We start from the raw sequence: 24,706 nt of genomic DNA on the forward strand, positions 1-24,706 counted from the left end.
TTGGGCTACTTCCCCGTTGCTCTTCCGGCCGCCATGCACATCCTCCGCCACGTTGACCTGACCCGCATTTTTTTCGTTGACATTGAAACCGTGCCCGGCTACGCTACCCATGCCGAGCTACCCGCCACTCACCAGCCGCTGTGGGCCAAGTTTTGCGCCAAGCGCCACGCCCGCGAGCTGGCCGAGGGCCAGTCGCCGGCGGAGCTGTTCGGCCACGGCGGCCTCTACGCCGAGTTTGGCAAGGTGGTGTGCATCTCGGTGGGCTTTTTCCGGCCGCTGATGGATGAGACATTGGAATTTCGCACCAAGTCGTTTGCCGACGAGGACGAGTGCGTGGTACTGCGCAGCTTCGGGCAGTTTTTGCAGCGCTACGCCCCTTATGGCCCCGCCCGCTACGCCAAGCTCGACACGGCCGGCCCCGAGGGCCATTTCCTGTGCGCCCACAACGGCCGCGAGTTCGACTACGGCTACCTGGGCCGGCGGATGCTCATCTGCGGGCAGCCCATTCCGCCCATGCTCGACGTGGCCGGCCACCGGCCCTGGGACCTGCACCACCTGCTCGACACAATGGACCTCTGGAAATTTGGCGACAACAAGGGCCACATTTCCCTACCCCTGCTGGCGGGCATCTTCAACATCCCTTCGCCCAAAGACGATATCGACGGCTCGCAGGTAGCGCAGGTGTATTGGGAAGAAAAAAATCTGGGCCGCATCGTTATCTACTGCGAAAAAGATGTAATTACCACTGCCCGAGTATACTTACATTACACCGGGCAGCAGACTTTGTGGCCCGAAGTGCAACTCACCCAGGTACCTTGGGAGGCACTTACAACTTCGCCTACGACTTGATTTTCTGTTTTTTACCAATATCCTTTCTTCAGGCCGCCTTCAGGTGGCCTTTTTTTTGTCCTGTCTTTACTATTAAAGTACAATAAAATAAAGAATAGGTACAAGTCGCTTTTGTGTATTACATTCGTGGAGAGTTTATGTTTTCTCTCCGTTTTTTCCTATGAATAAGAACTTTTACGTACTAAGCAGCTTATTTTTATTGCTGCTGCATGGCTTTTCGGCGCAGGCCCAATACATGACACCCGTGCTAGACGGCAACATCGGGGCCGGGGAATATGGCCCCAACAGCACCGCGGTCACGACCTTCGGGTCCACGGAGAATAACAACCAGAATAGCTTCACGACGAGCGACGGCGGCAACTGGTATATGAGCTGGAATGCTCAGAACCTGTACGTGGGCAAGACTAACGGAGACTCCGGCGAGCCAACCATCATGTATCTGGACCTTGACCCCATCCTACCAGTGACGGGGGGCGACGATACCAACGGTAACATCATGGGCACCGCCGATAACGGGACGACCCCTTTCCTACCTTTCAGGGCGGATGTCCGGGTTTACGTTATTGGCAATTACGTTGAGATTCGGCGGCGGACGGGCGATGGTAAGTGGAGCGACGCTATCACGAACGACCTATCGCTCGCAACTAACCCATCGGGTAGCACGCGGGAAATCAGCCTGAGCTGGGCTACGCTGACTGGTGGGGGTAGTATTCCGCCCACGTTCAACTGGTTGGGCTATGCTCTCAGCCCAGGTGGTTATCGCTACCACCTGGCTCCGGCCAACTCCGACGCGGAAGCCACGAATCGCAGCAACACGCCCATTTTTCAGTATTATAACACCGTTGTGAGCACCGCTGATGGCGCGGCTACCAAGCCTTTTGCCCTGCGCAGCTACACGTTTCCTACGGCTCTTTCAAATTATGGAGGTAGCCCCCACTTCTACAATATCAACGTTTGGGATTATACCCTGAACAGCACGAACACAACGGTTACCCGGAGCGACGGCCAGTTTGGCGGCAACTGGCTTATTGGCGGCAGCCTGGTAGTAGGTGCCGGCACGTTGGATTTCGGGAGCATCACAAGTACTACGAACGTGGGTAACCTGCGCGTAACGGGTGGGCTTTTGGATATGAACCTCACAAATCAGAACCTGAACGTTGTGCAGGATGTGGTGCTCTCGGGAGGCCAGCTTCAACTGGCTAGCGGGCAATATGGCGGTGACTTATACGTGGGGCGCGACTTCCTTATTCAAAATCGTACTAATGACTTAGCTACTAGATTCAACCCTAATAAGCGTGCTGTGTTCTTCCTAGGTGGAACTGGTACATCACACGTCGTACAGGCACCAACAAATTTCACTATACCGTTTGCTTACTTGGCGGTCGCAAACGGCAATAATGTAATGCTCAGCAATAATATTTCCGTTAGCCGGGAAATAGACTTTAATTCAGGCAACATTATAACGGGTGATAATACAATATTTCTCTCGTCGGGTGCATCCTTGCAAAATGAATCGGCTACCAGCCACATTATTGGGCAAGTGCAGATTACGCAATCGGTAGCTGGCTCGGGCTCAGGTCTTCAATCCTTCGGTAACCTCGGCTTCAGCCTGAACCCCAGCACCGGCGCGGCCGCGCTGGGCTCGGTGACCGTGACGCGCACCACGGGCACCACCCTGCTCGGCGTGGGTATGGGCAACAAGGGACAAAGTATCCAGCGGTATTTCACGCTCTCGGGCATCAGCGGCGGCACGGCTTTGGCCAACGAAACCCTGACCTACGGCTACCGGCCCGACGAGCTGAATAACATCCTGGAAAATAACCTGGCGCTGTATCAGTCGCTTACCGGCACCCCGCCCTACGCCAAAGTGACGCCCACTACGACCGATACGGGTGGGCACACGCTTACCTATACCGGCTCGCTTACCATCACCAACGGCACTGTCATCACGCTGAGCGATGGCAACACGCCACTGCCTGTGACGCTGGTGAGCTTCACGGCCACCGCCACGGCGCAGGGTACGGCGCTGCTACGCTGGCTCACCGCCAGCGAAACCAACAACCGGGGCTTCAACATTGAGCGGCAGCTGGATGGCGGCAGTAGCTGGGCCACGGTGGGCTTCGTGGCTGCCGGTGCGGCTACCGGCAGCACCTACGAGTATTTGGATAAGAGCCTGGCCAGCGCGCCAGCCTCCGACAAGGCCTATTACCGCCTGCGCCAGGAAGACCTGAACGGCCAGACGAGCTACTCGCCGGTGGCCGTTATCAACCGGGCAGCGGGCGTAGCAGCTACCGAGCTGACGCTGAGCCCCGTGCCGGTGAGTACCAGCCTGTCGCTGGCAATGGCCGAGGCAGGCCAGGCCGGTATCGAAGTGGCCATTATCAATACGCAGGGCCAACGCCTAGTCAACTTCACGACCGAAGCCAGCACCGACGCGGCCCTGAGCCTGCCGGTCGCCAACCTGGCGGCGGGCGTGTATATCGTGAGCGTGCAGGTGCCCGGCCAAGCTGTGCGCCACGCCCGCTTCGTAAAGTTGTAGGCTATCACGCTTTAGTAAGCATTCAAAACGAGGTGAGTTGTGAGGTAGTAGTTTCGGGCAAGGTCTTGCCCGAAACTACTACCTCACAACTCACCTCGTTTTTAGCTCGACCGGGCGCGCCAGTTGGGTACTTAGGCGTGAATAAGTTGAATTATCCGCGCGGCTAGCATTGCTTTGCTAACTCATTCAAGAGTTTTCAAGCTGCTGGCCACATGGGTTCTTCCTTCTTTCGCTGGTTGCCGCTGCTGGGGCTGGGGCTTTTCGCCGGGCTGGCCATCTGGCTGATGCGGCCGCCCCGCCCGGTGCCCGCCACCGCGCCGGCCACTGAGTTTTCGGCCTATCGCGCCCTGCACGACGTGGCCGTGGTGGCCCGGCAGGCGCACCCGACCGGCTCGGCGGCCAACGTAGCCGTGCATGACTACCTGCTGCGACGCTGCCGCGAGCTGGGCCTGCAGGTTACTACCCAGGATACCAGCATCCTGCTGGCTGAGCGCGGCCAGCTGGTGGGAGGCCGCGTCCATAACCTCATCGCCCGACTACCCGGCTCCGTGCCGGGTGGCCGGGCGGTGCTGGTACTGGCCCACTACGACTCGCAGCCCCACGCGCCGGGGGCCGGCGACGACGGTGCGGGCGTGGCCGCCATGCTCGAAACCGTGCGGGCGCTGCGGGCGGGGCCACCCCTACGGCACGATGTTATCTGGCTGTTCAGCGACGGCGAGGAGGCCGGTCTGCTCGGGGCCAGGGCCTACGCCGCCGACACGGCCCGCCTGCGCCGCACGGTGGGGGTAGCCCTCAACTTCGAGGGCCGGGGCAACGCCGGCCCGAGCCTCACCTTCGAGGTGAGCCCCGGCAACGGCTGGGTGATGCGCGAGTACGCCCGCGCCGCGCCCTACCCCCTCGCGTCGTCGCTGTTCTACGAAGCCTACCGCCACCTGCCCAACGATACCGATTTCACGCCGCTGCGCCAGGCGGGCCTCACGGGTTTAAACTTTGCCTTCGTGGGGGGCTACCCCTACTACCACAGCCCAGCCGACACGCCCGCCCACCTGAGCCTAAGCTCGCTTCAACACCACGGCTCGTACATGCTGAGCCTGGTGCGGCACTTTGGCAGCATTTCGCTGGCGCAAACCAAGGCTCCCGACGAGACGTTTTTCAACCCCCTCGGTACCTGGCTGGTGCGCTACCCGGCCGCCTGGAACCTGTGGCTGACTAGCCTGACGGGCGGCCTGCTGCTACTGGTGCTAGTCCTGGCCGGGCAGCGGGGCCAGCTGAGCTGGGGCAGCCTGCTGGGCGGGGCGCTGGCCTGGTTGCTGGGGCTAGCGCTGGTGCTGGCGGCCGGCTGGGGCCTACTGGCGCTGGTAGCGGCGTGGTACCCCCAATACAGCGCGTTCTACGACCGGGCCGCCTACAACGCACCGGCCTATCAGGCAGCGCTGCTGCTACTGGGGCTGGCCTTATTCAGCGGCTACTACGGCGGGCTGAGCTGCTACGTGCGGCCGGGCTCGCTGGTAGGCGGGGCGCTGCTGCTCGTGGCCGGGCTGCTGGGGCTGCTTCAGTGGCAGGCGGCGTCTTCGGCCTTTTTGTTGAGTTTGCCGCTGCTGGCGGCTACGCTGGCCTGGGGCTTGCGGCTACGCCGGGTGGCCAGCCCGAACCGCCCGGCCGCCGCCAGCTTCAGCGAGTGGCTGCTAGCCCTGCCAGCGGTGGCGCTGCTGGCACCCGTCATGCATTTACTGCTGATAATCTTTGGGTTAAGTAATCTGGTGCTGGTAGCGCTGCTGCTGCTAAGCGTGCTTTTAGCCTTACTACTTCCCATATTGCTGTGTGTATTGGGGCGGCCGGGGGCAGCCGGGCGGCCACCAACCAGCAGCTGGGCCCTGCCGGGGCTGGCGCTGGCCGGCATGGTCGCCGCGCTGGCCGTGGGCCACGCCACCCGCCTGCCTACCCCCGACCAGCCTCAGCAAACGCACTTGTTCTACGCCCTCGATGCGGCCCACGGGCGGGCCTACTGGCTGTCGGCCGCCGCCCGGCCCGATGCTTGGACGCGCGCCGTGCTGCCCCAGCCGCAGTTTGGGCCGCTACCGGCGCTTTATCCGCAGTCGCCCGCGCCCGTGCTGCACCAAGCGGCCCCAGTGCTGAAGCTAGCGGCCCCTACCCTGGTTGTGCTCGCCGATAGCCAGGCCGCCGGGCAGCGGTGGCTGCGCCTGCGCCTATTGCCCGGCCGGCCGGCGGTTAGCAGCCTGCTTATCGCTTTTCCTGAGGCCGGGCGGCTGCGGGCACTGCGGCTAGCCGGCCAAGCCATAGCGGCTGGCGGCCCGCACCCAGCCAGCCTCACCTTCTTCGCCCCGCGCCCCACCGGCGAAATTCTTCAACTAACGCTGGCTGGCCGGGGACCGCTGCATCTGGCCGTAACCACTCGCTGCTTAGGCTTGCCACCGGTGCCCGTCCTATCCCCCCTGCCCGCTACGATGGTACCCATGCCCGGCTACAACAGCTTCACCACGCAAGTCAGGCAGGAGTTTTCTTTTTAGGGATTAAGATTGAACGTCATGCTTCCTTCGTCAGCATGACAGACGACTTTAATCTCTAATGCCTATTTCTCACCAGTTATCATCCTGGCTTTTGCCACTGACACGCTGGCGGATGGCGCTGGCCTGCTGGCGGCCACTGCGCTGGATAGCTTCGATGGTGGATTGCAGCACGGGCAGGGGGTAGCCGTTGGCATCGAAGGTGAGAACATTAGGAGTCAAGTAGTTCTCGATGGGCGTTACCACACCCAAGCCCTTGCCGCTATCGAAGGCGAAATCGGTAATCTGGTAGCGGAAACGGCCGGGCTTCACCTCAATCGTGATGGTGCGCCAGAGCGGCACCTGCACGTTGGCCCCGAGAAAATTCTGCCGCACCAGCTCGCCCGTCTGGCCCACGAGGCGGCCGACGGCAGCATCATCGGTTAGCAGGGGCATTTTAGTGGTGCTGGGAGCCTCGGCCAGCCACTGCTTAGCGCGCTTATACAGCTCAGCTTCCGAGAGGCCGGGGGCCTGCACCACCGCCCGGTAGCTCACCTTGCCGGTGGCCGAGTCGATGGGTAGGGGGTTGACCCAGCGGTGGGGCAGCTGGAGTGCTTTTCCCTGACCCACCTGGGCGTGGGCTGGCAACAGCGTGGCTACCAGTACCAAAAAAACAAGAGCGTATTTCATAGGAAGGTTTACGAGGGTGGCAGCGGCTGGTTGGGCCGCTTGATTTTAGCCTGACAAATGCGGAAAAATTAATACCCGCCTACCCCTGCTTTGTAACTGTCTTGCCAATTGTGATACTCTGTCTGGTATTATTATTATTGTCAATCTCCAGCTCCTACCCTATGCTACACTCGTATGCCTGGCGGCCGGCCTCCTTGCTGTTCCTATTAGCCGGCCTCTCTTTTGCCGGCTGCAAAAAGTCCTCGCCCAATAGCCCTTGCCCACTCGCCCTCACCGGGCCGTTGCCTTTCGGCCTGGCGTTCAGCACCGATACCCTCGGCACGGGCACGGGCTTCCGCAAGGCCGAAGCCTTTTCGGCCTACCTCGTGCGCTACCGGGGCACCAACCTGACGGAGCCGCTCGACACCTTGCGAGCCCAGGACAAGGTGCCACGGGCCTTTACTTACCTGGATAAAACAATGTTTCTGAATATTTTGGCTACCGGCGGCTCCGATGGCTTCCACAGCTACCGCTTGGCTGTGCCGGCCGCGCAACGCAGCTACGACATTACCGACATCGTGCTCGAATACGGCGGCCTCAGTGATTGCACCCGGAACATCAATCGACTTGATGCCCTGGTGAACGGCCAGCGCGTGGATGCCCGCCGCGGCTATACCATCACCAAGTAATTGATGGCCAAACGCAAAAAGGTATGGGGCTGGTCCGCGCCCATCGTTGCCTAACTCGGTTGAGTTCGTGCGACGATGGGCGCGGACCAGCCCCGTACCCTGCTTCTTTATATGGCGCGCTAGTTCAGCGAAGCCACGTCGATGACGAAGCGGTACTTCACATCGCCCTTCAACATCCGCTCGTAAGCCTCGTTGATGTGCTGGATATCAATTAGTTCGATATCTGACATGATATTGTGCTCGGCGCAGAAGTCGAGCATTTCCTGGGTTTCGGCGATGCCGCCGATGAGCGAGCCGGCCACGCGGCGGCGCTTGGCAATAAGGTTGAACGCGTGCAGGTGCGGAGCCTCGGTGGGCACGCCCAGCAAAATCATGGTGCCGTCGCGGCGCAGCAGGTTCACGTAAGTACCCAGGTCGAGCTGGGCCGATACGGTGTTGATAATGAAGTCGAAGTAGTTGGTCACCGCCTTCAGCTGCTCCTTGTCCTTGGTAGCCACGAACTTGTGCGCGCCGAGGGCTTTGGCATCGGCCTCTTTTTCGGGCGAGGTGCTGAGCACGGTGACTTCCGCGCCCAGGGCGGCGGCAAACTTGACGGCCATGTGGCCCAGGCCGCCGAGGCCCATCACGGCCACGCGGTGGCCAGGGCCTACTTTCCACTGGCGCAGGGGCGAGTAGGTAGTGATGCCAGCGCACAGCAGCGGGGCCACGCGCGCCAGGTCGAGCTTCTCGCTCACCTTCAGGGTGTACTTCTCATCTACCACAATCTGCTGCGAGTAGCCGCCGTAGGTGGGCTGGCCGGTGCCGATTTCGCGGGCGTTGTAGGTGCCCACCATGCCGGTGGTTTCGCAGTATTGCTCCAGGCCATCCTGGCAACTGGGGCAGGTGCGGCACGAGTCCACCATGCAGCCCACGCCGGCCAGGTCGCCGACTTTGAACTTGGTTACGTGGTCACCCACGGCCGATATACGACCAACGATTTCGTGGCCCGGCACCATCGGGAAGATGGAGCCGCCCCACTCGTCCCGAATCTGGTGCAGGTCGGAGTGGCACACGCCGCAGAATAGGATATCAATTTGCACGTCGTGCGCGCCGGGGGCGCGGCGCTCGACGCTGAAAGGGGCAAGCGGAACATTGGCGGCCGGGGCCGCATAAGCTTTAGTAGCAGGCATTATATGTCTGGTTTAGAAATAGAAAGAGCCACAAAAACGCCGCAACGGCCTAGAGGCCGCGGCGGCGCGTGTGGGTAAGTAGCTAGTTTAACCCGGAGCGGCGGGCTTTGTTTGGGGCGCGGCCAGGGCCTCGCCTACCAGGCGGCGCATCCGCGCCAGCGACTGCCGGGCGAAGCGGCGCTGCAAAATTCGGCCAAACACCTTGAAGCCCAGCCAGTAGAAGGGGTTGCGAATGGTGCCCTTCTGCGACACGGCCCCAATGCGAAACTGCACCGCGCCGGTCGTCAGGTTTTTGTGGAGGGAGAAGTTAATCTGGCCCCGCTCGAAGTGGCCTTCCAGGGTGCGGTAGCCGTAGCCCCACACGCGCTCGGGGCCGCCGGGGGTGGGTAGGGCGGCCTCGTCCACCACGTCCACAATCCGCACCCCGAAGGTGAAATAGAAGACCAGAAAGTGCGCCCGCAGCACCATCACGCGCTCGGCCAGCGGCTGGGCGGGGTCAAAATAACCGGTGATAAGGTTGGGCGGCGGGAAGGCGTAGCGCCGCAGCACGCCTTGGGCGGCGGCAAACGCGCCGGCCGGCGCGGGCGGGCCGGGGACCTCGGCGGGCAGGTCGGTGGCGTAGTCGTCGCGCCGCCAGCCGGCGGCGGGCGTTTGCGCGGCCGGGTCCTGGGCATCGTCGTAGTTGACAGGCGTGCGGGCATAGGCCGCCAGCTGGGCGCGGTACTGCTGCCAGGCGGGCGCGGGGGGGGTAGAGCGGTTAGGCATGGTCCGTTTCCTGCTGCGTGGAGCCATCTTCGGCGTGGCGAATGGTTTCGAGAGTAACCGGCCCTAGGGCCTGGCCGCCGCTGGCCTGGCCCACACGCTGGCAAAACTCAACCCAGGTGGCGGCCTGCACCAGCCGGCCGCCGCCAATGGTGTCATAAGCAAAAGCCACCAGCCCATCGCGCGAACGAGCCAGCGAGCGAATCTCGAAGCGCAGCGCGTCGGAGCGGCCGTCGAGGGCGTGGGCCTCAAAGTGGATGCGCCCGGCCTCGGGGTGGCCCTCCAGCGTCACCAACTCGAAAAACGTGGGGCCAACGGCCGTCACGCGCACGCTACCGTTCCAAGGACCCAAGATTTTTATGCGGAACTCGTCGCCCACGCGCAGCGGCTGACCCTCGCCAGCGCTGGTGCGCTCAAAATCGGCGAGCAGGCCGGGCGAGAAGTGCGGCAAATCGGCCTGCACCACTGCCATTAGTTGGGCCGGGGCTAGGCGCGGGCGCACTACGTCAAGGTAGTAGCGGCGCTCCAGCCGCGGGCCGGTGCCGCGCGCGGCGGGCTGCTCAGGGTGAGGCATAGGGAGAATTGGTGAATTGGTGGATGGGTAAATTAGGAAATGCTTACGTAGAAACGTCCGTCATTGCGAGCGCAGCGCGGCAATCTTTCCTGCACGTTTGGGGTAGTAAATCCAACGATGCGAACGACAAGGAAAGATTGCCGCGCTGCGCTCGCAATGACAAACGGCTTTTTACGTAAGCTTTCTCCCATTCACCCATTTAACTCACCTCATGCCCTACTACCGCCCGCCCGGCCCCGCGCCCGACCCGGCGCTGGTGCGCGACCTCACCGCGCAGCAAAACGAGCTGCGCCAGCGGGTGCGGGCCGAGCCCCTACCCCACCCGCCGGCCCTGATTGGCGGCTGCGACTCATCGTTTCCGACGCCCGACACCATTTTGTCGGTGTTCGTGGTGCTAAAATTTCCGTCCTTGGAATTGGTGGAGAAGGTATACAGCTACGGCCCCGTGCCGCTGCCCTACGTGCCGGGCTTCCTCTCGTTCCGCGAAGCGCCCAACGTGGTGCAAGCCTTCGCCAAGCTCACGCACGTGCCCGATATTATTATGGTGGATGGCCACGGCATCGCGCACCCGCGCCGGGTGGGCATTGCGGCGCACTTGGGCGTGCTGCTCGACCGGCCCACTTTCGGCGTAGCCAAGCATAAACTCACGGGCACTTACCAGGAGCCCGGCCCCGAGAAAGGCAGCCTTACCCCCCTCACCGACCCTAAAACGGGCGAGCTGCTGGGCGAAGTTTTGCGCAGCAAAGACCGGGTGCTGCCGCTGTTCGTCAGCCCCGGCCATCGCTGCGACCAGGCCACGGCCACGCGCCTCACCCTGGCCTGCCTGCGCGGCTACAAGCTGCCGGAGCCGACCCGTTTGGCTGATTATTGGGCCGAGAAGTTTAAGGTTGAGGTGCGCTAGCCACGCCGCCCGGCGGTCCCTACCCCCCCCCCGCGGGCGGGCAAAGGCACGCAAAGCGGCGCTCGTGCGTTGCGCTGCCAGCCAGCCCCGGCCTTAGCTTTACCGGAGCCTACTTGTCACTTTCATTAGTAGCGCGGGCCGCGGATGATTATGGTAAAATTCGGTGCGCTACTGCCGTGGCTGCTGGCGCTGGGGCCGGTGGCTGCCCAAACCCTACCCCCCGCCGGGCCGCGCACCTGCGCCACCCAGCAGGCCGACAGCTACCAGCAGGCCCAGCTGCAAAAGCGCCGGCCCGGCTACCGCACTGAAAAGCTGACCGTGGGCCGGCTCCCGCTCAGTACCCAGCGCACCGCGGCCGCCACTACTTACACGCTGCCGGTGGTGGTGCACATCATCTCGGATGGCGAGGCCGTGGGCGTGGGGAGTAATCTCAGCCAGGCGCAGGTGCAGGCGCAGCTTGATGTGCTGAACGAGGACTACCGCAACCGCAACGCCAACGGGGCGGGCGTGCCGGCCCCGTTTCAGCCGCTGCGGGCCGATGCGCAGTTTCAGTTCGTACTGGCTCAGCGCGGGCCGGGCGGCCGGGCGCTGGCCGAGCCGGGCATCGACCGCGTAAGCCGCCGCGCGCTGGGCTTCGACGCGCCGCCCTACGCGCAGGCGTATATCGAAAGCACCATCAAGCCGGCCACCGACTGGGACCCCGACCAGTACGTGAACGTCTGGGTGATGGGCCTGAGCAATAACATTTTGGGCTACGCCCAATACCCCGATAACACGGCCGGCCTGGCCGGCCTGAGCGCGCTGGGCGGCGCGGCCAATACCGACGGGGTAGTGGTGCTGACTTCGGCCTTCGGGCGGGCGGGCAGCGCGGCCGCGCCCTACGACCAGGGCCGCACCCTCACCCACGAGCTGGGCCACTTTCTGGGCCTGCGCCACACCTGGGGCGATGCCAACTGCGGCGACGACTACTGCCCCGACACACCGCCGCAGCTGGGGCCTAACTACGGCTGCCCCACTTTTCCGCACGTAACGACGTGCTCCATCAGCCCGAATGGCGACTTGTTCCAGGATTTTCTGGACTACGCCAACGATGCCTGCATGGCGCTGTTTTCTCTTGACCAGAAAAACCGGATGCAGGCCGTGCTGGCCGCTGGCACCCCGCGCCGCACGGTGCTGCTGACTTCGCCGGCCCTGTGCACGGGCGCGCCGCTGGCCACTACGGCGGCCACCAGCGGCCCGGTGTGCGCGGGTAGCAGCGCCACCCTCACCGCCACCGGCCCGGCCGGAGCCAGCTACGATTGGAGCGGCCCCAACGGCTTCGTGAGCACCCTGCAAAACCCCGTGCTGCCGGCCACTACGCTGGCAATGGCCGGCACCTATACCGTGCAAGTATCGGTAACGACTGGCGCGTGCCCCGGCGCAGCCAGCACCGTGCTCGTGGTAAGCCCGGCCCCGCCCACGCCGGTGCTGGCCGCCTCGGCCGCCACCTTCTGCCCAAGCGGGGGGGTAGGGCTGACGCTTTCCGTCACGAACCCGCTGGTGGGTGGCCAGTATACCTGGGCCGTGGTGAGCGGCGACGGGTTGCCGGCCGTGGTCACTACCCCCAGCATTAGCGTCAGCCCCACGCAGTCGTCTACCTACCAGCTAACGGTGGGCGTGGCCGGCTCAGCGTGCACGACCGCGGCTACGATAAGCGTGCGGGCCCTCACGCCGGTATGGAGCGGCGCGGCCGGCACCGGCAGCTGGTTCGACGCCGCCAACTGGCAGGGCTGTGTGCCCAGCCGCACCACCGATGCCGTGATTCCGGCCGGCCTGGCCACCCCCTACCCCACCATTAGCGGCGGTACGGCCGAGGTGCGCACCCTCACCCAGCAGGGCGGCCTCACGCTGGCCGGCGGCGAGCTGGCGCTGTATGGCGACTACGCCGGCACCGGCCTACTCGCCCAAACCGGCGGCACCGTGGCGACCCGCGGCGCGGGCGCGCAGCGCCTGCGGCCGGGCACTTACCAAGCACTGCTGGTGGCGGGTGGCGGGGTGAAAACCATCGGCCCGGCCACCGTTACGCAAGCGTTAATCCTAGCAGGGGCAATTTTGCAAGCCGACTCGGCACTTACGCTGGCCCCGGCCGCCACCCTTACTGAAACCGACGCCAGCTACGTGCTGGGCCAGGTGCAAACCACGCGCGCCGCTGGCCCGGCTACCGAAAACTTCGGCGGCCTGGGAGTGCGGCTGGCGGGTGTTACCACGCCCGATTCCATCCACGTGCGGCGCACTACGGGCCAGGGCCAGGGCACCGGCGCGGGCCTGAGCATCAGCCGCTATTACGATATTGCACCCGCCGGGAATAGCCCGCTGGGCACTACGCTGGCGCTGGCCTACCTGCCGCACGAGCTGAACAGCCTGCCCGCCGCCCAGCTCAGCTTGTTTCAATCGACGGACGACGGGGCCACCTGGCGCGACCAGGGCGCTACCCGGCGCGACGCGACCGGCGCGGCTGTAAGCCGCGACTACGTAGCCGGCCTCGCCGGTCGCTGGACGCTGGCCAGCGCCGCCACGCCCCTACCCCCGGCCGCCGTTACCTACGCCATCCAGGCGTTCCCTGTACCTTTCACGGCCGAGGGCCTTTCCATACAAGTAACCACCGCCACGGCCGGGCCGCTCGACGTGCAGCTCTACGACGTGCTGGGCCGCGCCATCTACAACCGCGCGGTGGCCAGCGTGGAAGTTGGCACTAGCCTGGTACCCCTGCTCGGCTCGGGCCAGCTCCAGCCCGGCAAGTACATTTTGGTAGTGCGCCAAGGCGCGCAAACTGCTAAGCTAAACGTAGTACGCGAGTAGGTTTTTGGACTTTTAATTTCGCTAACTCACCGTAGCAGCACCAGCTTACCCCAGTCGTTTTTAAATGCCTGGTCGCCGGCGGTGGCGCGGCGCTCAAAGGTGCCGCCCGATTGGTCCAGGGACACGCGGTAGAGGTAGGTGCCGTTGGCCAGGCGGTCGCCGTACTGGTCGGTGCCGTCCCAGGCGTAGTCGGTAATGTTATTGCCAATGTGCAGCGGCCCCAGCTCACTCATAAAAATCTCGCGCACGACCCGGCCGGTAATGGTCATAATCTGGATTTTCATGTTGCGCGGCAGCTCCTGACCAGTCACCGTAAACACGAAGCGCGCCTTGCTGGTCACCGGGTTGGGGTAGGGATAGACGTTGGTGATGGTAGACCGCTGTACCACCTCAAACTTCACCTGGAAGTCCTGGGTGCTGGCGCTGGCGTTGGCCCCGTTGCGGCCCTGCACCCGCAGCGTGTAGATGCCATCGGCCAGCAGCCCGTTTTTGCCGGGGCTAAATTCCAGGCGGGCCACGCTGCCGGCCGTGCTATCCACGCTGAAAACTACCAGCGGGCCATTCACGTCGATGGCCTGCGCCGGGTCGTTGCCTTTTTGCAGAAACACGGTAAAATTGGAAGCCTTCGTGATGTGGCGCAGCTTATCACCATCCTTCAGCTGAATGCTGATAACGGGGGTAGGCGACACCAGCTCGCCATCCAGAATGTGGCGGCCGTCCACGGCCACATCCAGGGTCGGCGGCACGCTGGTGTTGGGGATAGTGAAGGGCTGCAAATCCAGCTCATTATTAAAGTAATACAGCTCGGGCTGAAGCTGCGGGTTGACGAACACGCGCGGAATAACGCGGCCGAAAATCCCCTTCACGTTGAGGCTCACATTCACGGTCAGCACGCTGTCATTGGCCCCCAGGTCGCGCGGGGCAGGTAGCAGCTTGGTGGTGCTGGCTATCGGCAGGCCGGTAGCCACGCTGATAAGCTGCACCTGCACCTGCAAGCGGCTGGCAAACGCCTCCTGCGATACGTTATCGAACTTTACCGGGAAGCTGATAATGCCCGTGTTAAGCGCCTGATTTTTAAGGCGCGTAGTATCATACACGGCCGCGGCTACCAGGTCGCGGCGCACCACGCCCTCCGGCAAGCCTTTGTAGGTGATGAGCCACTGTTTGAGCTGCGGCGGCGTGCGGCTCACCGAGTCGCGCAGGGCCAGCTGGAGCTGCATATAAGGGTAGGTGGCGGTAGAATAGGCGCTCAGGTCAACGGGCTGGCTGCCCACGTTGCCGTTTAGCACGGTGGCCTTGCCCGTGGCATCAACGCCCGAGAGCGTGAGCGTGTAGCTCGACGATGGGGTTTCGCGCCGGATGGTATTGTAAAGCGTCTGCCACTGCCGGGCCGGGCCGATGAGCGTGCTCGTGACGCTACCCGCCTGGCCGGGGGCCGTGAGCGCAGTATTCAAGCTAACAGCCTGGCTGAAAGCTGCCTGCGATAAGCCTTGGTCGGGGCCGACCTCCTGAATTAGGTGCCCGCCGCTGGCGCGTTTCTGCGCCACCAGCGCCCACGGCGAGCCGTTTTTAAGCTGCGTGATGAGCCTGCTGCCCAGGGCCGTCGAAAACGAGCTACCCAGCGCGGGCAGCAGGCTGGCGTAGCGCAACCGGTTGACGCTGATAAGGGCCACGTAGGCCCCGTCGGGCACGTTGCTGAGGAAGGCCTGGAGCTGCGCCTGCCGGGCGGCGCTGTTGTTGAGGTTATCCAGCGTATCGCCCTGGCCCGCGAAGTGATAGAAAAACTGGTCGCCTTGCCCGCAGAGGAGGTAGGGACCACCCTGCGTGATGGTCAGCCGCTGCAACGTATGCTCATCAAACGCTACCACCAGCAGGTTGGGCGCGTTGATGCCGCAGTCGTTTAGCGCCGGCGGGCTCGTGGTGGAGCTAAAGATGCCGTAGCCGCTGCTCGGGCTGAAGGTGGGGGTAGCACCCGGCGCGCCCCCGCCCACAGTGCGCAGCTGCAACCCCTGCTGCTGGCCCGCAAACGCCCAGCGGTTACCAGGAGTCGAGACGGTAACGCCCAGCAGCTGGTCGCGATTAAACTGCCCGTTGTGGCTCTGCGACCAGCCGCCCGTGAGGTTTTTGGGCAAAATGCGAAATGAGCTGACCTTCCAGGCGGGGTCTTCCTGTGCGGTGGGGATGGTGAAGCGCACCCGCCAGTACCACACCACCGAGTCGCGGCCAGCGGCGGGTAGCAGGGCGGCGGGCGTCCAGCTGGCCACGGCGGCGGCTTGCAGGTTATTCCTGGTTTGCAGCGCTTTACTATCGAAGCTGGCCACCGAGTCTACCTGAAAATCGTAGCCGCGCACGGGGCCGGTCAGGTCGTTGCTTTGGGCCACGAGCCGGGGGGTAGGGCCGGGCACGATGGCAAACTCGGTGGGCGTAAGCGGCATGACGCCCCCCTGGAAGAAGGTGTACGACAACTCGGCCGTATTATTGGTTTCGCTCAGCTCGGCCACCTTGTTACGGTAGTCCAGCTCCACCACAAACTTATTGGTGCCGAACACATTACCCGTATTCGGAATAGTGATAGTATAGGTCGTATCCGTCTGCCAGGCTTGGCGGAAGGTGCGCAGAAACACCTCCGGCTTGCGGGCCGCCGCGCCGTTCTGGGGCGAGTAGCTGCGCGTCAGGCGCACCTCCACGGAGTCGAAGGTGATGCGCGCCGGATTGCTGACCGAGATGGTCAGCTGGAGGCTGCTGGCCGTCGCCACCGGGTTGGCCGGGGTCAGCGACACGCCATTGGCCACAAAGTCGGGGCGGGCCGGGGCGTAGAGGCGCAGGGCGGGGTCGCCCTGCCACACGGTGGCCAGCAAGTCAATCGCGCCGGAAGGGTTATTAACGAAGGGCGCGGTGTTTTGCAGGCGGCGCACCACCTCGTTATACACCTCCGCCACGGGCCGGCCAAACCAGGCCGGGTTATTAAAAAGCAGCGTATGCAACTGCGTCTCCACCGGGTCGAGCAGGTAGGCATAGGAAAAATCTGACTGCGAGAATACCCCAATAGCTCCTTTATTAGGCGCTAGTAGCCAGTTGGTACTAAAAACCGGGGCACTGACGAAGCAAGCGCCGAAATCGCAGCCATCATACATCATCACCGGGTAGCGGCCCGCGTTATGATAATTATTCACCGGGTCATTAATATCGCCAATATCCAGGTCTGCGACCGTGGTAGAGCCGTGCCCAAAGTAGGAAATCAGCGAGAGCCCGCTGTTCAGTTCCGGTGCAATATTTATGCTGGTCGGCAGGCCGTCTCCACTCTTGGCATAGGTCTTTACCTGCCCCCCAAATAATGGGCGCTCAATGATGCGCTTATACTTGTCGAGGTAGCCAGCAAACTCCCGGTAGTCGTCCGTACTGTGGCCGCCTACCAGGTGCAGCACGCTTTTACGCCAGCTTTCCGGCCCCAGCGCCTCGTGTTCTTTCAGCTTATTGAGGTAAGCTAGTACATCGGCAGGGGTAGTGGCGGGCACGCGGCCAGTAGGCAGCTTGGCCGCGTAGTTGTCGTGCTGCCAGTCGCTGGTGAGCAAATTATCCGAGGGCGCGCGGCTGGAAGTAGGCACCAGGTCCATCCCCAATTCGCCCAGCGCGCGGGTGGTCGCCGTGAAGGGCAAGCCGTTCTCCACAAAAGGATAGGTATATACGCTATTAGGCGGAGCCCGGTAGTAGGAGTTCGGTGACAAGCCCTTCCCCAGCAGCAGCAGATACTTGGTCTGGGTAGGAGCGGCGGCGTTGGCCCACAGGGCAAAGTGCCGGAGCGCCAGCAGCGAGCGCTCGCCGTAGTGAAACTGGTCGTAGAGCTGCGGGGCCGTCACCATCAGCGTATCGTAGCCCCCGCCCGCGCCGGAAGCGCGGTAGTTGGCGTAGGCGCGCGCCGCATTGGGCTCCGCACCGGCCGCCTTCATCAGCTGGGGATGCGTGATAATGAGAAAGTTAGCTTTAGCCGGATTAATGGCCCTAAAATGCACGGCGATGGGGGCGGGCGGCACCAACGGCCGGGCCGCATCGGCCAGCAGCAGCTGGCGCGTCTGGGCGCTGGTAGCGGCGGGAAAGACGAAGCGCCGGCCCGTGCTACCCAGCGTTTGGGCAGCCGCGGGCGCGATGCGCTGCACGTTCCACGGGTCCTGCACGTCGTAGCCAGTTACCGTGGCCGGTATATTATCCAGCTCATACGTGGCGGGCCCACTGAGCAATGAGTCATTTTGAAAAGCCAGACTGGCGCGGTCACTAAACCAGCGGTTTTCCTGCGGGGCCGTGACGCGCAGGTATCCAAAACGGAAAAAATCGTAGGGCGGGCCGGTAATCGGCCGCACGGTGCTGCCCGTGAGCTGCACGGTTCCCGCGCTGCTGATATCGCTGCGCTGCAACACGATGCGGCGGCGCACGAAGTCATAACTGCGATAGGCCAATATGGTATCCTGGCGGTAAGCGCCCCCCGGCGGCGTAATACCGATGCTAGTGAGGTGCTGCGTAACCGGGCGCGTGGGCGACGCGGCGGGAATGGTGCCGCCTATCACCAGCACTTCGGCGCGGGGTAGCGGGGCGGCAGGCAGGGTCACGATGGCGCGCAGCAGGCTGTCGTTGGTCACGGTTATATCAATAACCCGCGGGGTGGAAAACCCCTCGCCCCGCTCCAGCCAGGGCAGGCAGTTATAATAATCAGTATTGGGGGAGTCGAAGTAAAAGTCATGGTACGTCGTCAGTACCGACTGCATCCGCCAGGCGTGGGGCGCGCCGCCGGCCGCCGCGGGCTGGGCCATGCGCTTGCCGGGCCGGCCGGCACTCCAGGTCACGAAGTAGGTAGCCGTGTCGGTGTAGAAGCTGTAAAAGGGGTTGCCTTGGTCGCTGGGTACTTTATACAGGTCGCGGTCGAGCTGCCCGTCGTTGCGCTGGCCGTAGAATTCGAGGTAGGTCGTATTGTCAAGCGCGGCGGCGTTGCCGCCCTGGTAAATAGCCACTTCCCTACCCCGCCGCCACAGTTGCAGCTGCGTGGGGGCCACGCCCGCGCTGCCGCTGAGCCGGCTCAGGTAGGCGTAGTCGAGGCGGTAAAGGCCGTCGCGGGTCACTTTTAGCTTGTAATACGTCTGGCCCGGCACTATCCACTCGTTGCCGTAGGGGCCCGACTGCGCCCGTGCTGCTGGGCTCAGCAGCAGGCCAGCCAGGACCAACAGGCCCAGGCTACCCCATCTTTTGCCTATAATACTCCACCAATACCAGGTAGTAAGGTATTTATTATCCATATATTAAACCTATAAGCATTTTTAACTTATTTAATAATCGGCTGCCCTACCCCCGCCCGGCTGCCCAGGCCGTAGCCCAAGCTCACGATGAGCGAGTTGGTCTGAGACGAGGCACCACCCTGCACGCCCACGTCGAGGCGCGAGAGGGCCAGGTCTACGCGCAGGCCGCTAATGGCCACGCCCGCGCCCAGGCTGTACTGACCCTTCCACTGCTTTTGCATATCGAAATTCGTGATTTGCTGGTAGTTGCCTACCCCCCCGCGCAGAAACGCCAAGGCCCGGTAGCCAAACTCCACGCCCAGGCGCGGGTCCACGCTCACGGGCTTGGCCGAGAGGAGCGTGTTGCGCTGCCCGTCGGTGGTGGCCTCCAGGTCGGCGGCCACCAGGGCCGTGAATTGGGAAGGCAGCTTGAACTGGTAGCCCGCGCCCAGTACCAGGCGCGGCAGCGTCAGCTCGGTTGAGTTGGTGGGGATGGCCTCGCCGGGAATGGTAGTGGCCCTGAATTTATCGGCGTCGATACTCCAGGCGTTGAAGGTGGTGGTGATGTCGCGGGCCATCAGGCCCAGCCGCCAGCCTTTGTGATTGTACTGCACGCCCGCATCGATACCGAAGCCGTAAGCGTTGGCGTAGCTGCCCACGTTGCGGTAAATAACCTTGGCGCTACCGCCGATGCTCAGGCCCTCGGGACCCAGCTTGCGGGCGTAGCTGAGCAGCAGCGCGTAATCGGCCACTGAGAAGTAGGTAATCTTATCGTACTGAATGTAGCCGTACTCGTTGATGAGCGAGCGGGTATCGGCAATATTGTCTACACCCGAGCGCAGCAGCGTCACGCCGATAGCGCTTTTCTCATCCAAGGGCATGGCGAAGGCAGCGTAGTCGTTTTTTACTACCCCCGAAAACAGCTCGGAGTGCATCAGCACGCCGTCGTATTTGGCCTTGATGTTGGTGAGGGCGGCGGGGTTCCAGTAGCCGGCGGTGGCATCGTCGGCGAGGCTCACCTGCACCTTGCCCATGCCCAGCGAGCGCGCGCCCGCGCCCAGGTTCAGGAATTCGTTGCTGTATTTGGGCGTGTTGGTTTGGGCGCGGGCGGCGGGCGCGGCAGCCAGCCCCAGCCCGGCGCTTAGCCCCAACAGCCACCAGCGGCGCGTAGTAAAAAGTTGTAGCATAGCGGGATAATAAGCCAAAAACTGAATGAAGCAGCAACGCAAGTTACTGCCCGATAGTGTATAACCCACCGCACGGCGCGACCCCAAAACGTGCAGCCAGTTGACCAGCGGGCAGTTAGCGGGCAGTTGTTGGATTGGCGGCGGGTAGCATTGGACGAAAGGGGTAGGCAACGGGTCAGCGGGCAAAAAATAATTTTGTAACGGGCAAGAAAATATTTTACACCAAGTATTATGCAATACAAAGTACCCGTTGTACATTTGTACCGTTTCTCACCTACTACTAGCCCATACCGCCCATGAAACTCGAGAACACCCAGGTGCAGATGCGCAAAGGCATCCTCGAATTCTGCATCCTGGAAATTATTGGCCGGGGCGAGGCCTACGCCTCCGACATGCTGGAGGAGCTGACTGCCGCCCGCATGATAGTGGTGGAGGGCACCCTCTACCCCCTGCTCACGCGCCTCAAGAATGCCGCCCTGCTGGATTACGTCTGGAAGGAATCGACCTCGGGGCCGCCCCGCAAATACTACACCCTCACCGAGGCCGGCCGCCAGTTTCTGGAAGAGCTGCGCCAGACCTGGGAGGAAATGGCCGTCTCGGTGGGCATCATCCGCCAGCCGCCCCGCACTTCACTTTGAGTTCCTAGTTTCTGATTCCTAGTTATTGGTTTTCAATTGATAACCTTTTCAAACCAGGAACTCACAACTAGCAACCAGGAACCCCAAAACCAGGAACCTTAAAAACTTAACCTGCCGCGCTTCGCGCCTGCGGCCCCCGCCATGAAAAAGAATATCAGCATCAACTTGCAGGGTATCATCTTTCACATCGAAGATGATGGCTACGACGTGCTCAGCCGCTACCTCCAGGAGGTAAAGGCGCACTTCGCCAGCTACCAGGGCCACGAAGAAATCGTGGCTGACATTGAGGGCCGCATTGCCGAGCTGTTTTCGGCGCGCCTCTCCGTCAGCAAGCAAGTTATTACCCTGGCCGACGTAGAGGAGATGACGGCTAAAATGGGCCGCGTCCGCGACTTCCAGTCGGCGGAGGAAGAGGACGAAGACGAGCCAGCTGTGGGCAGCACCGGCCGCGCCGCCGGCCCTACCCCCCCCTTCGGCCAGGCCGCCGACGGCCAGCCCCGCCGCCTGTACCGCGACTTGGCCCACCGCAAGGTGGCGGGCGTGTGCGCCGGCCTGGCGCAGTACTTCATGATTAACCCGCTGGTAATCCGGCTGGCTTTTCTGGCGCTGGTGCTGCTGCCAAACCTATTTCGCCACCGCTTTCCATTTCCGGGGGTAGGGATTTTTGACCGCGACTTCGACCTGCCCGGCCTGGTGGTACTCCTCTACATTATTCTGTGGGTAGCCCTACCCAAGCGCGCCGATGCCCCCGCTCCCATCGACACGCTGGACTTTGGCGGCTCGCTCACCGGGCGCAAGCTCTTCCGCGACACCGACGGTGGCAAGGTGGGCGGCGTGGCGGCGGGCCTGGCGGCCTACTTCCGCACCGACGTGGTGCTCATTCGGGTGCTGTTTCTCATCAGCTTGTTTCTGGGCGGCTCGGGCCTTATCGTGTACCTCATCCTGTGGGTAGTGGTGCCGGAGGCCCGTACGGTATCGGAACGGATGCAGATGCGCGGCGATGCCGTAACGCTCTCGGGCATTGACAACAGCCTGCGCGGCAGTGCGTTGGATGGCGACGTGCCGCCCGCGCCCAACCGCCCGGTGGGAACGTTTCTGGAGGGCGCGGCCCGGCAGGCACGGCCGGCCGTGGGCTTCCTGGGTACACTCATTCGCTGGGCGGCGGGAGTGGTGCTGATTTTCACGGGCGGCTCGTGGCTGCTGACGGTACTGGGCTTTGCCGGCGCGGCGCTGGGCATCATCTCCGCCGATTCGGTTATTCATACGGATAATAATTTTCGCTTTGGCGATGAGAGCTTTAACTCGGTGATGCATAACGCTCAGCCCTGGGGGGTAGTGGCCGCCACGCTGGCTGTGGGCGTGCCGGCACTAGCGCTGATGCTGCTGGGGGTGCGGCTGCTGCTGCGCCGCTCGGTGCTTGGCCGCAGCGGCGGGCTGGTGCTGCTGGCGCTGTGGCTGCTGGGGATAGTAGGCACGGCGGCGGCCGGCGGGCAGATTTTCCGCGATACCCGCACCCGCGCCAGCTACACCACCGTGCGGCGGCTGGCCGCCATGCCGGGCCCCGGCATCGTGCTCGACTCGCGCAACATGGACGACTTTATGGAGCAGGCGCGCCTGCGCCTGGCTCTGGCCGACAGCGGCGCGGCCCCTTACGTGGAGGAGGACTACCAGGCGCGGGGCCGCACCCAAAGCTCGGCCCGCCTCACGGCACAACAATCCATTCTCTATACTATCACGCAGCAGGACTCGACCATCACCTTCGACCAGGGCCTGACACTGCGTGAAAATGCGCCCTATCGCGGCCAGAAGCTGACCCTAACGCTGCACTTGCCCCTGGACAAAACTTACCGCCTGATGCCGCTTTTCCTCGAAAAGCTCGATGACGAAGACTTTACCAACGGCCGGCGGCCCCACGACAACCAGCCTCACCGCGCCCGCTTTACCCGCGCCGGCAAGTTCACCTGCCTCGACTGCCCGCCGACCACGGACGATGAGGAGGACAATGCTGATAACAATAAGGAAGACAGCGACAATGATGGGGTAGTGAATCTGGACCTGAACGGCAACAAGATGCAGGTGCGCGTGAACACCGACGGCGACGAGCCTACCGTGCGCTTCACCACGAAGCCCTTCGGCACCAACCCGGCCACCTACGGCACCGGCCGCAAAACCCTGAACGACCCCGGCACCTTTAGCGAAGTCGAAACCCGCGGGGCGCTGCGCCTGGTGCTGCGCCAGGGCGACACCTATAAAGTAGAAGCCGCCGGCCGCCAGCAGGACCTCGACGACCTGCGCCTGACTACCAGCGGCGACCGCCTGGTGGCGCGCCAGGGGGGTAGGGGCTCGCTCTTCTCGGGCTTCAACTTCAGCGGCCACCCCATCCTGGTCACCGTGACCCTACCCCGCCTCCAGTATCTCAAGCTCAGCGGGGCCTGCCAGGCCGACGTCAGCGGCTTCCACGACGAGGCGCTGCGCCTCGAGGCCACCGGGGCCTCCGTGGCCCGCCTCGACGTGCGGGTGCCCAGCCTCAGCCTCGACCTTGCCGGGGCCTGCCAAGCCGAGCTGCGCGGCACCGCCAATGAGCTGGCCATCGATGCCAGCGGGGCCTGCGAGGTAAAAGCCCTCGGTCTCCAGGCCAAGCGCGCTAATATCGACCTCTCGGGTGCGTCGCAAGCCAACGTACGGGCCAGCGAGGAGCTAAAAGTAGACCTCGGCGGCGGCAGCCAGGTGCGCTATGCCGGCCACCCCGCCCGCATCGAAAAAGACCTCAGTGGCGGCAGCTCGTTGGAGGCAGTAAAGGAGTAATTTGCCGTAGGGTGCGGGGCTTGCTCCCGCCCGTCGTTGAACAAAATTCACGCGAATTGTTCAACGACGGGCGGGGGCAAGCCCCGCACCCTACTTAATTAACTGCCAATCTGCTTGGCCTTGTAGCCTTCTTTGAGCAAGATTTCCAGCACCTTCGCCCGCAGGTCGCCCTGCACCACTATCTCGCCATCCTTGGCGCTACCCCCTACCCCGCACTTGGCTTTCAATAGCTTACCCAAAGTTTGCAGGTCCTCCTCGCGGCCCACGAAGCCCGTTACGAGCGTGACCTGCTTGCCGCCGCGCTGCTTTTTGTCGAGCTGCACGCGCAGCTGCTGCTGGCGGGGGGGTAGGGTTTCGGTTTCAGCCGGCGTATCGGACTGAAAAGAGAAGTCAGGATTCGTAGAATACACTACCCCCTGGCGGCGCGGCTGATCGTTTTTCATCTTCGCTATAAAGCTAGGCTACTGGCTGCGGCTGCGGCAGCGCGGCGGCGATGCCATCCCAGAAGGCCACGCGGGCGGCCATGCCCTGGCGGGCAACCTCGGTGGCCTCGGCCCAGCGGGCGGGGTCCTGGCCGCAGAGGTCGCGCACCATCTGGTGGGCCAGCGGGGCGTGGTGGTCCTCATCCAGCTCAATATGGCGGTTGAGGTAGTAGATAAACGTATCGAGCTGACCCGGAAAGCGCGCCGCCAGGTCATCCACCAGGTTGCGAAACATATCGGGAATCACATCTTCGCGGCCAAAGGTGAAGGCCGCCGCCACGGCGTGCGGCTGCCCGCTGGCCACGACGCTGAACGTATGCGCTACGAACTCCCGCACGCTGGCCGGCGCGTCAGCGGCGGCCAGGGCCGCGGGCACGCTCGCCCCCGCGGCTAAAGCGGCCAGCAGGCGCTCGGCGGGGGCGGTGTCGGCCCCGGCCTCGCGCATGGCGCGCAGGTACAGCTCAAAGTGACTGGTGGGCCGGCCCTCGGGGTCGAGGTCGGTTTCCTCTTCCAGCACAATGTCGTTAATGAGGCGGCGGGTAGTGGGGTTGCCCTTGGGGACCCACGGCAGCTCCACGCACGTCAGCTCGCGCTGCAACGCCTTGAGCAGCGACATAAAATCCCAGACTGCGAACACGTGGTGCTGCATAAATACCCGCAGGTCGGCCAGCGTATCGAGGCGGCGGTACACTGCGTGGTCCACCATACGCTGCCGGTAGGGCTGGAGCTGCGCTTGCAAGTCTTGCACAAAATTCTGGGTCATATTTCTTTTATTAGAAATGGGCGAGGTATCTGTGCAACAAACCAGCCCACTATTTAGCTGCATTTATGCTGCCTGT

The 24,706-nt window shown here is 63.2% G+C and carries 16 protein-coding genes; 8 read left to right on the forward strand and 8 right to left on the reverse strand.

Translation table 11 applies throughout. From position 1 onward, the window contains the following. Positions 1-33: 33 nt before the first annotated feature. From LC531_RS11965 to LC531_RS11975, 3 genes are all read left to right on the forward strand, one after another. Entirely contained in the window at positions 34-849 is an 816-nt protein-coding gene (locus LC531_RS11965) for a ribonuclease H-like domain-containing protein (protein WP_223650519.1), read from the forward strand. A 160-nt stretch (positions 850-1,009) separates the two neighbouring features. After that, positions 1,010-3,388 (forward strand): T9SS type A sorting domain-containing protein, encoded by a 2,379-nt coding sequence (locus LC531_RS11970; RefSeq protein ID WP_223650520.1) that lies wholly within the window; start codon positions 1,010-1,012, stop codon positions 3,386-3,388. A gap of 212 nt (positions 3,389-3,600) precedes the next feature. Next, positions 3,601-5,916 carry a M20/M25/M40 family metallo-hydrolase gene (locus LC531_RS11975; protein WP_223650521.1) on the forward strand — a complete coding sequence of 772 codons (2,316 nt, stop codon included), beginning with the start codon at positions 3,601-3,603 and terminating at the stop codon, positions 5,914-5,916. Between the two features lie 69 nt (positions 5,917-5,985). Here LC531_RS11975 and LC531_RS11980 read toward each other — a convergent pair whose 3' ends face one another. After that, entirely contained in the window at positions 5,986-6,582 is a 597-nt protein-coding gene (locus tag LC531_RS11980) for a DUF4468 domain-containing protein (RefSeq protein ID WP_223650522.1), read from the reverse strand. Positions 6,583-6,743: 161 nt separating this feature from the next. Here LC531_RS11980 and LC531_RS11985 point away from each other — a divergent pair, with 161 nt between their 5' ends. After that, the gene (locus LC531_RS11985; protein WP_223650523.1) at positions 6,744-7,250 is read left to right on the forward strand and encodes a hypothetical protein; all 507 of its coding nucleotides are present in this window, start codon (positions 6,744-6,746) and stop codon (positions 7,248-7,250) included. Positions 7,251-7,369: 119 nt separating this feature from the next. Here the strand turns inward: LC531_RS11985 and LC531_RS11990 are convergent, their stop codons facing one another. The 3 genes from LC531_RS11990 to LC531_RS12000 form a co-directional block, all read right to left on the reverse strand. Further along, positions 7,370-8,419, reverse strand: coding sequence for an NAD(P)-dependent alcohol dehydrogenase (locus LC531_RS11990; RefSeq protein ID WP_223650524.1), 1,050 nt, complete (start codon positions 8,417-8,419; stop codon positions 7,370-7,372). A gap of 87 nt (positions 8,420-8,506) precedes the next feature. Continuing rightward, positions 8,507-9,184: a DUF1990 family protein gene (locus LC531_RS11995; protein WP_223650525.1), complete on the reverse strand. Its 678-nt coding sequence runs from the start codon at positions 9,182-9,184 to the stop codon at positions 8,507-8,509. Beyond that, complete coding sequence (locus LC531_RS12000) at positions 9,177-9,755, reverse strand: DUF1990 family protein (RefSeq protein WP_223650526.1); 579 nt, start codon at positions 9,753-9,755, stop codon at positions 9,177-9,179. The genes LC531_RS11995 and LC531_RS12000 overlap by 8 nt, the downstream gene beginning before the upstream one ends. A gap of 211 nt (positions 9,756-9,966) precedes the next feature. Here LC531_RS12000 and nfi point away from each other — a divergent pair, with 211 nt between their 5' ends. Further along, complete coding sequence (gene nfi, locus LC531_RS12005) at positions 9,967-10,656, forward strand: deoxyribonuclease V (protein ID WP_223650527.1); 690 nt, start codon at positions 9,967-9,969, stop codon at positions 10,654-10,656. A gap of 150 nt (positions 10,657-10,806) precedes the next feature. Further along, entirely contained in the window at positions 10,807-13,494 is a 2,688-nt protein-coding gene (locus LC531_RS12010) for a M43 family zinc metalloprotease (RefSeq protein ID WP_223650528.1), read from the forward strand. 26 nt (positions 13,495-13,520) lie between these two features. Here the strand turns inward: LC531_RS12010 and porU2 are convergent, their stop codons facing one another. Together porU2 and LC531_RS12020 are read right to left on the reverse strand one after the other, a co-directional pair. Continuing rightward, positions 13,521-18,776 (reverse strand): putative type IX secretion system sortase PorU2, encoded by a 5,256-nt coding sequence (gene porU2, locus LC531_RS12015; protein ID WP_223650529.1) that lies wholly within the window; start codon positions 18,774-18,776, stop codon positions 13,521-13,523. Between the two features lie 26 nt (positions 18,777-18,802). After that, the gene (locus tag LC531_RS12020; protein WP_223650530.1) at positions 18,803-19,942 is read right to left on the reverse strand and encodes a putative type IX sorting system protein PorV2; all 1,140 of its coding nucleotides are present in this window, start codon (positions 19,940-19,942) and stop codon (positions 18,803-18,805) included. 296 nt (positions 19,943-20,238) lie between these two features. Between LC531_RS12020 and LC531_RS12025 the strand changes: the two genes are divergently transcribed. Beyond that, positions 20,239-20,580: a PadR family transcriptional regulator gene (locus LC531_RS12025; RefSeq protein ID WP_223650531.1), complete on the forward strand. Its 342-nt coding sequence runs from the start codon at positions 20,239-20,241 to the stop codon at positions 20,578-20,580. 141 nt (positions 20,581-20,721) lie between these two features. Beyond that, positions 20,722-23,385, forward strand: coding sequence for a GIN domain-containing protein (locus tag LC531_RS12030; RefSeq protein WP_223650532.1), 2,664 nt, complete (start codon positions 20,722-20,724; stop codon positions 23,383-23,385). A 98-nt stretch (positions 23,386-23,483) separates the two neighbouring features. Here LC531_RS12030 and LC531_RS12035 read toward each other — a convergent pair whose 3' ends face one another. Beyond that, positions 23,484-23,828, reverse strand: coding sequence for a translation initiation factor (locus LC531_RS12035; protein WP_223650533.1), 345 nt, complete (start codon positions 23,826-23,828; stop codon positions 23,484-23,486). A 13-nt stretch (positions 23,829-23,841) separates the two neighbouring features. Further along, on the reverse strand, positions 23,842-24,630 hold the full coding sequence (locus tag LC531_RS12040; protein WP_223650534.1) for a DUF3050 domain-containing protein: 789 nt from the start codon (positions 24,628-24,630) through the stop codon (positions 23,842-23,844). Positions 24,631-24,706: the final 76 nt, after the last annotated feature.

It is taken from the genome of Hymenobacter psoromatis (assembly GCF_020012125.1).
In the GTDB taxonomy this organism is placed as follows: domain Bacteria; phylum Bacteroidota; class Bacteroidia; order Cytophagales; family Hymenobacteraceae; genus Hymenobacter; species Hymenobacter psoromatis.

Excerpts from the sequence above, each read along its gene's own strand:
- LC531_RS11965 (WP_223650519.1), top strand. The coding sequence starts at position 34 with ATGCACATCCTCCGCCACGTTGACCTGACCCGCATTTTTTTCGTTGAC.
- LC531_RS11970 (WP_223650520.1), top strand. The coding sequence starts at position 1,010 with ATGAATAAGAACTTTTACGTACTAAGCAGCTTATTTTTATTGCTGCTG.
- LC531_RS11975 (WP_223650521.1), top strand. The coding sequence starts at position 3,601 with ATGGGTTCTTCCTTCTTTCGCTGGTTGCCGCTGCTGGGGCTGGGGCTT.
- LC531_RS11980 (WP_223650522.1), bottom strand. The coding sequence starts at position 6,582 with ATGAAATACGCTCTTGTTTTTTTGGTACTGGTAGCCACGCTGTTGCCA.
- LC531_RS11985 (WP_223650523.1), top strand. The coding sequence starts at position 6,744 with ATGCTACACTCGTATGCCTGGCGGCCGGCCTCCTTGCTGTTCCTATTA.
- LC531_RS11990 (WP_223650524.1), bottom strand. The coding sequence starts at position 8,419 with ATGCCTGCTACTAAAGCTTATGCGGCCCCGGCCGCCAATGTTCCGCTT.
- LC531_RS11995 (WP_223650525.1), bottom strand. The coding sequence starts at position 9,184 with ATGCCTAACCGCTCTACCCCCCCCGCGCCCGCCTGGCAGCAGTACCGC.
- LC531_RS12000 (WP_223650526.1), bottom strand. The coding sequence starts at position 9,755 with ATGCCTCACCCTGAGCAGCCCGCCGCGCGCGGCACCGGCCCGCGGCTG.
- nfi (WP_223650527.1), top strand. The coding sequence starts at position 9,967 with ATGCCCTACTACCGCCCGCCCGGCCCCGCGCCCGACCCGGCGCTGGTG.
- LC531_RS12010 (WP_223650528.1), top strand. The coding sequence starts at position 10,807 with ATGGTAAAATTCGGTGCGCTACTGCCGTGGCTGCTGGCGCTGGGGCCG.
- porU2 (WP_223650529.1), bottom strand. The coding sequence starts at position 18,776 with ATGGATAATAAATACCTTACTACCTGGTATTGGTGGAGTATTATAGGC.
- LC531_RS12020 (WP_223650530.1), bottom strand. The coding sequence starts at position 19,942 with ATGCTACAACTTTTTACTACGCGCCGCTGGTGGCTGTTGGGGCTAAGC.
- LC531_RS12025 (WP_223650531.1), top strand. The coding sequence starts at position 20,239 with ATGAAACTCGAGAACACCCAGGTGCAGATGCGCAAAGGCATCCTCGAA.
- LC531_RS12030 (WP_223650532.1), top strand. The coding sequence starts at position 20,722 with ATGAAAAAGAATATCAGCATCAACTTGCAGGGTATCATCTTTCACATC.
- LC531_RS12035 (WP_223650533.1), bottom strand. The coding sequence starts at position 23,828 with ATGAAAAACGATCAGCCGCGCCGCCAGGGGGTAGTGTATTCTACGAAT.
- LC531_RS12040 (WP_223650534.1), bottom strand. The coding sequence starts at position 24,630 with ATGACCCAGAATTTTGTGCAAGACTTGCAAGCGCAGCTCCAGCCCTAC.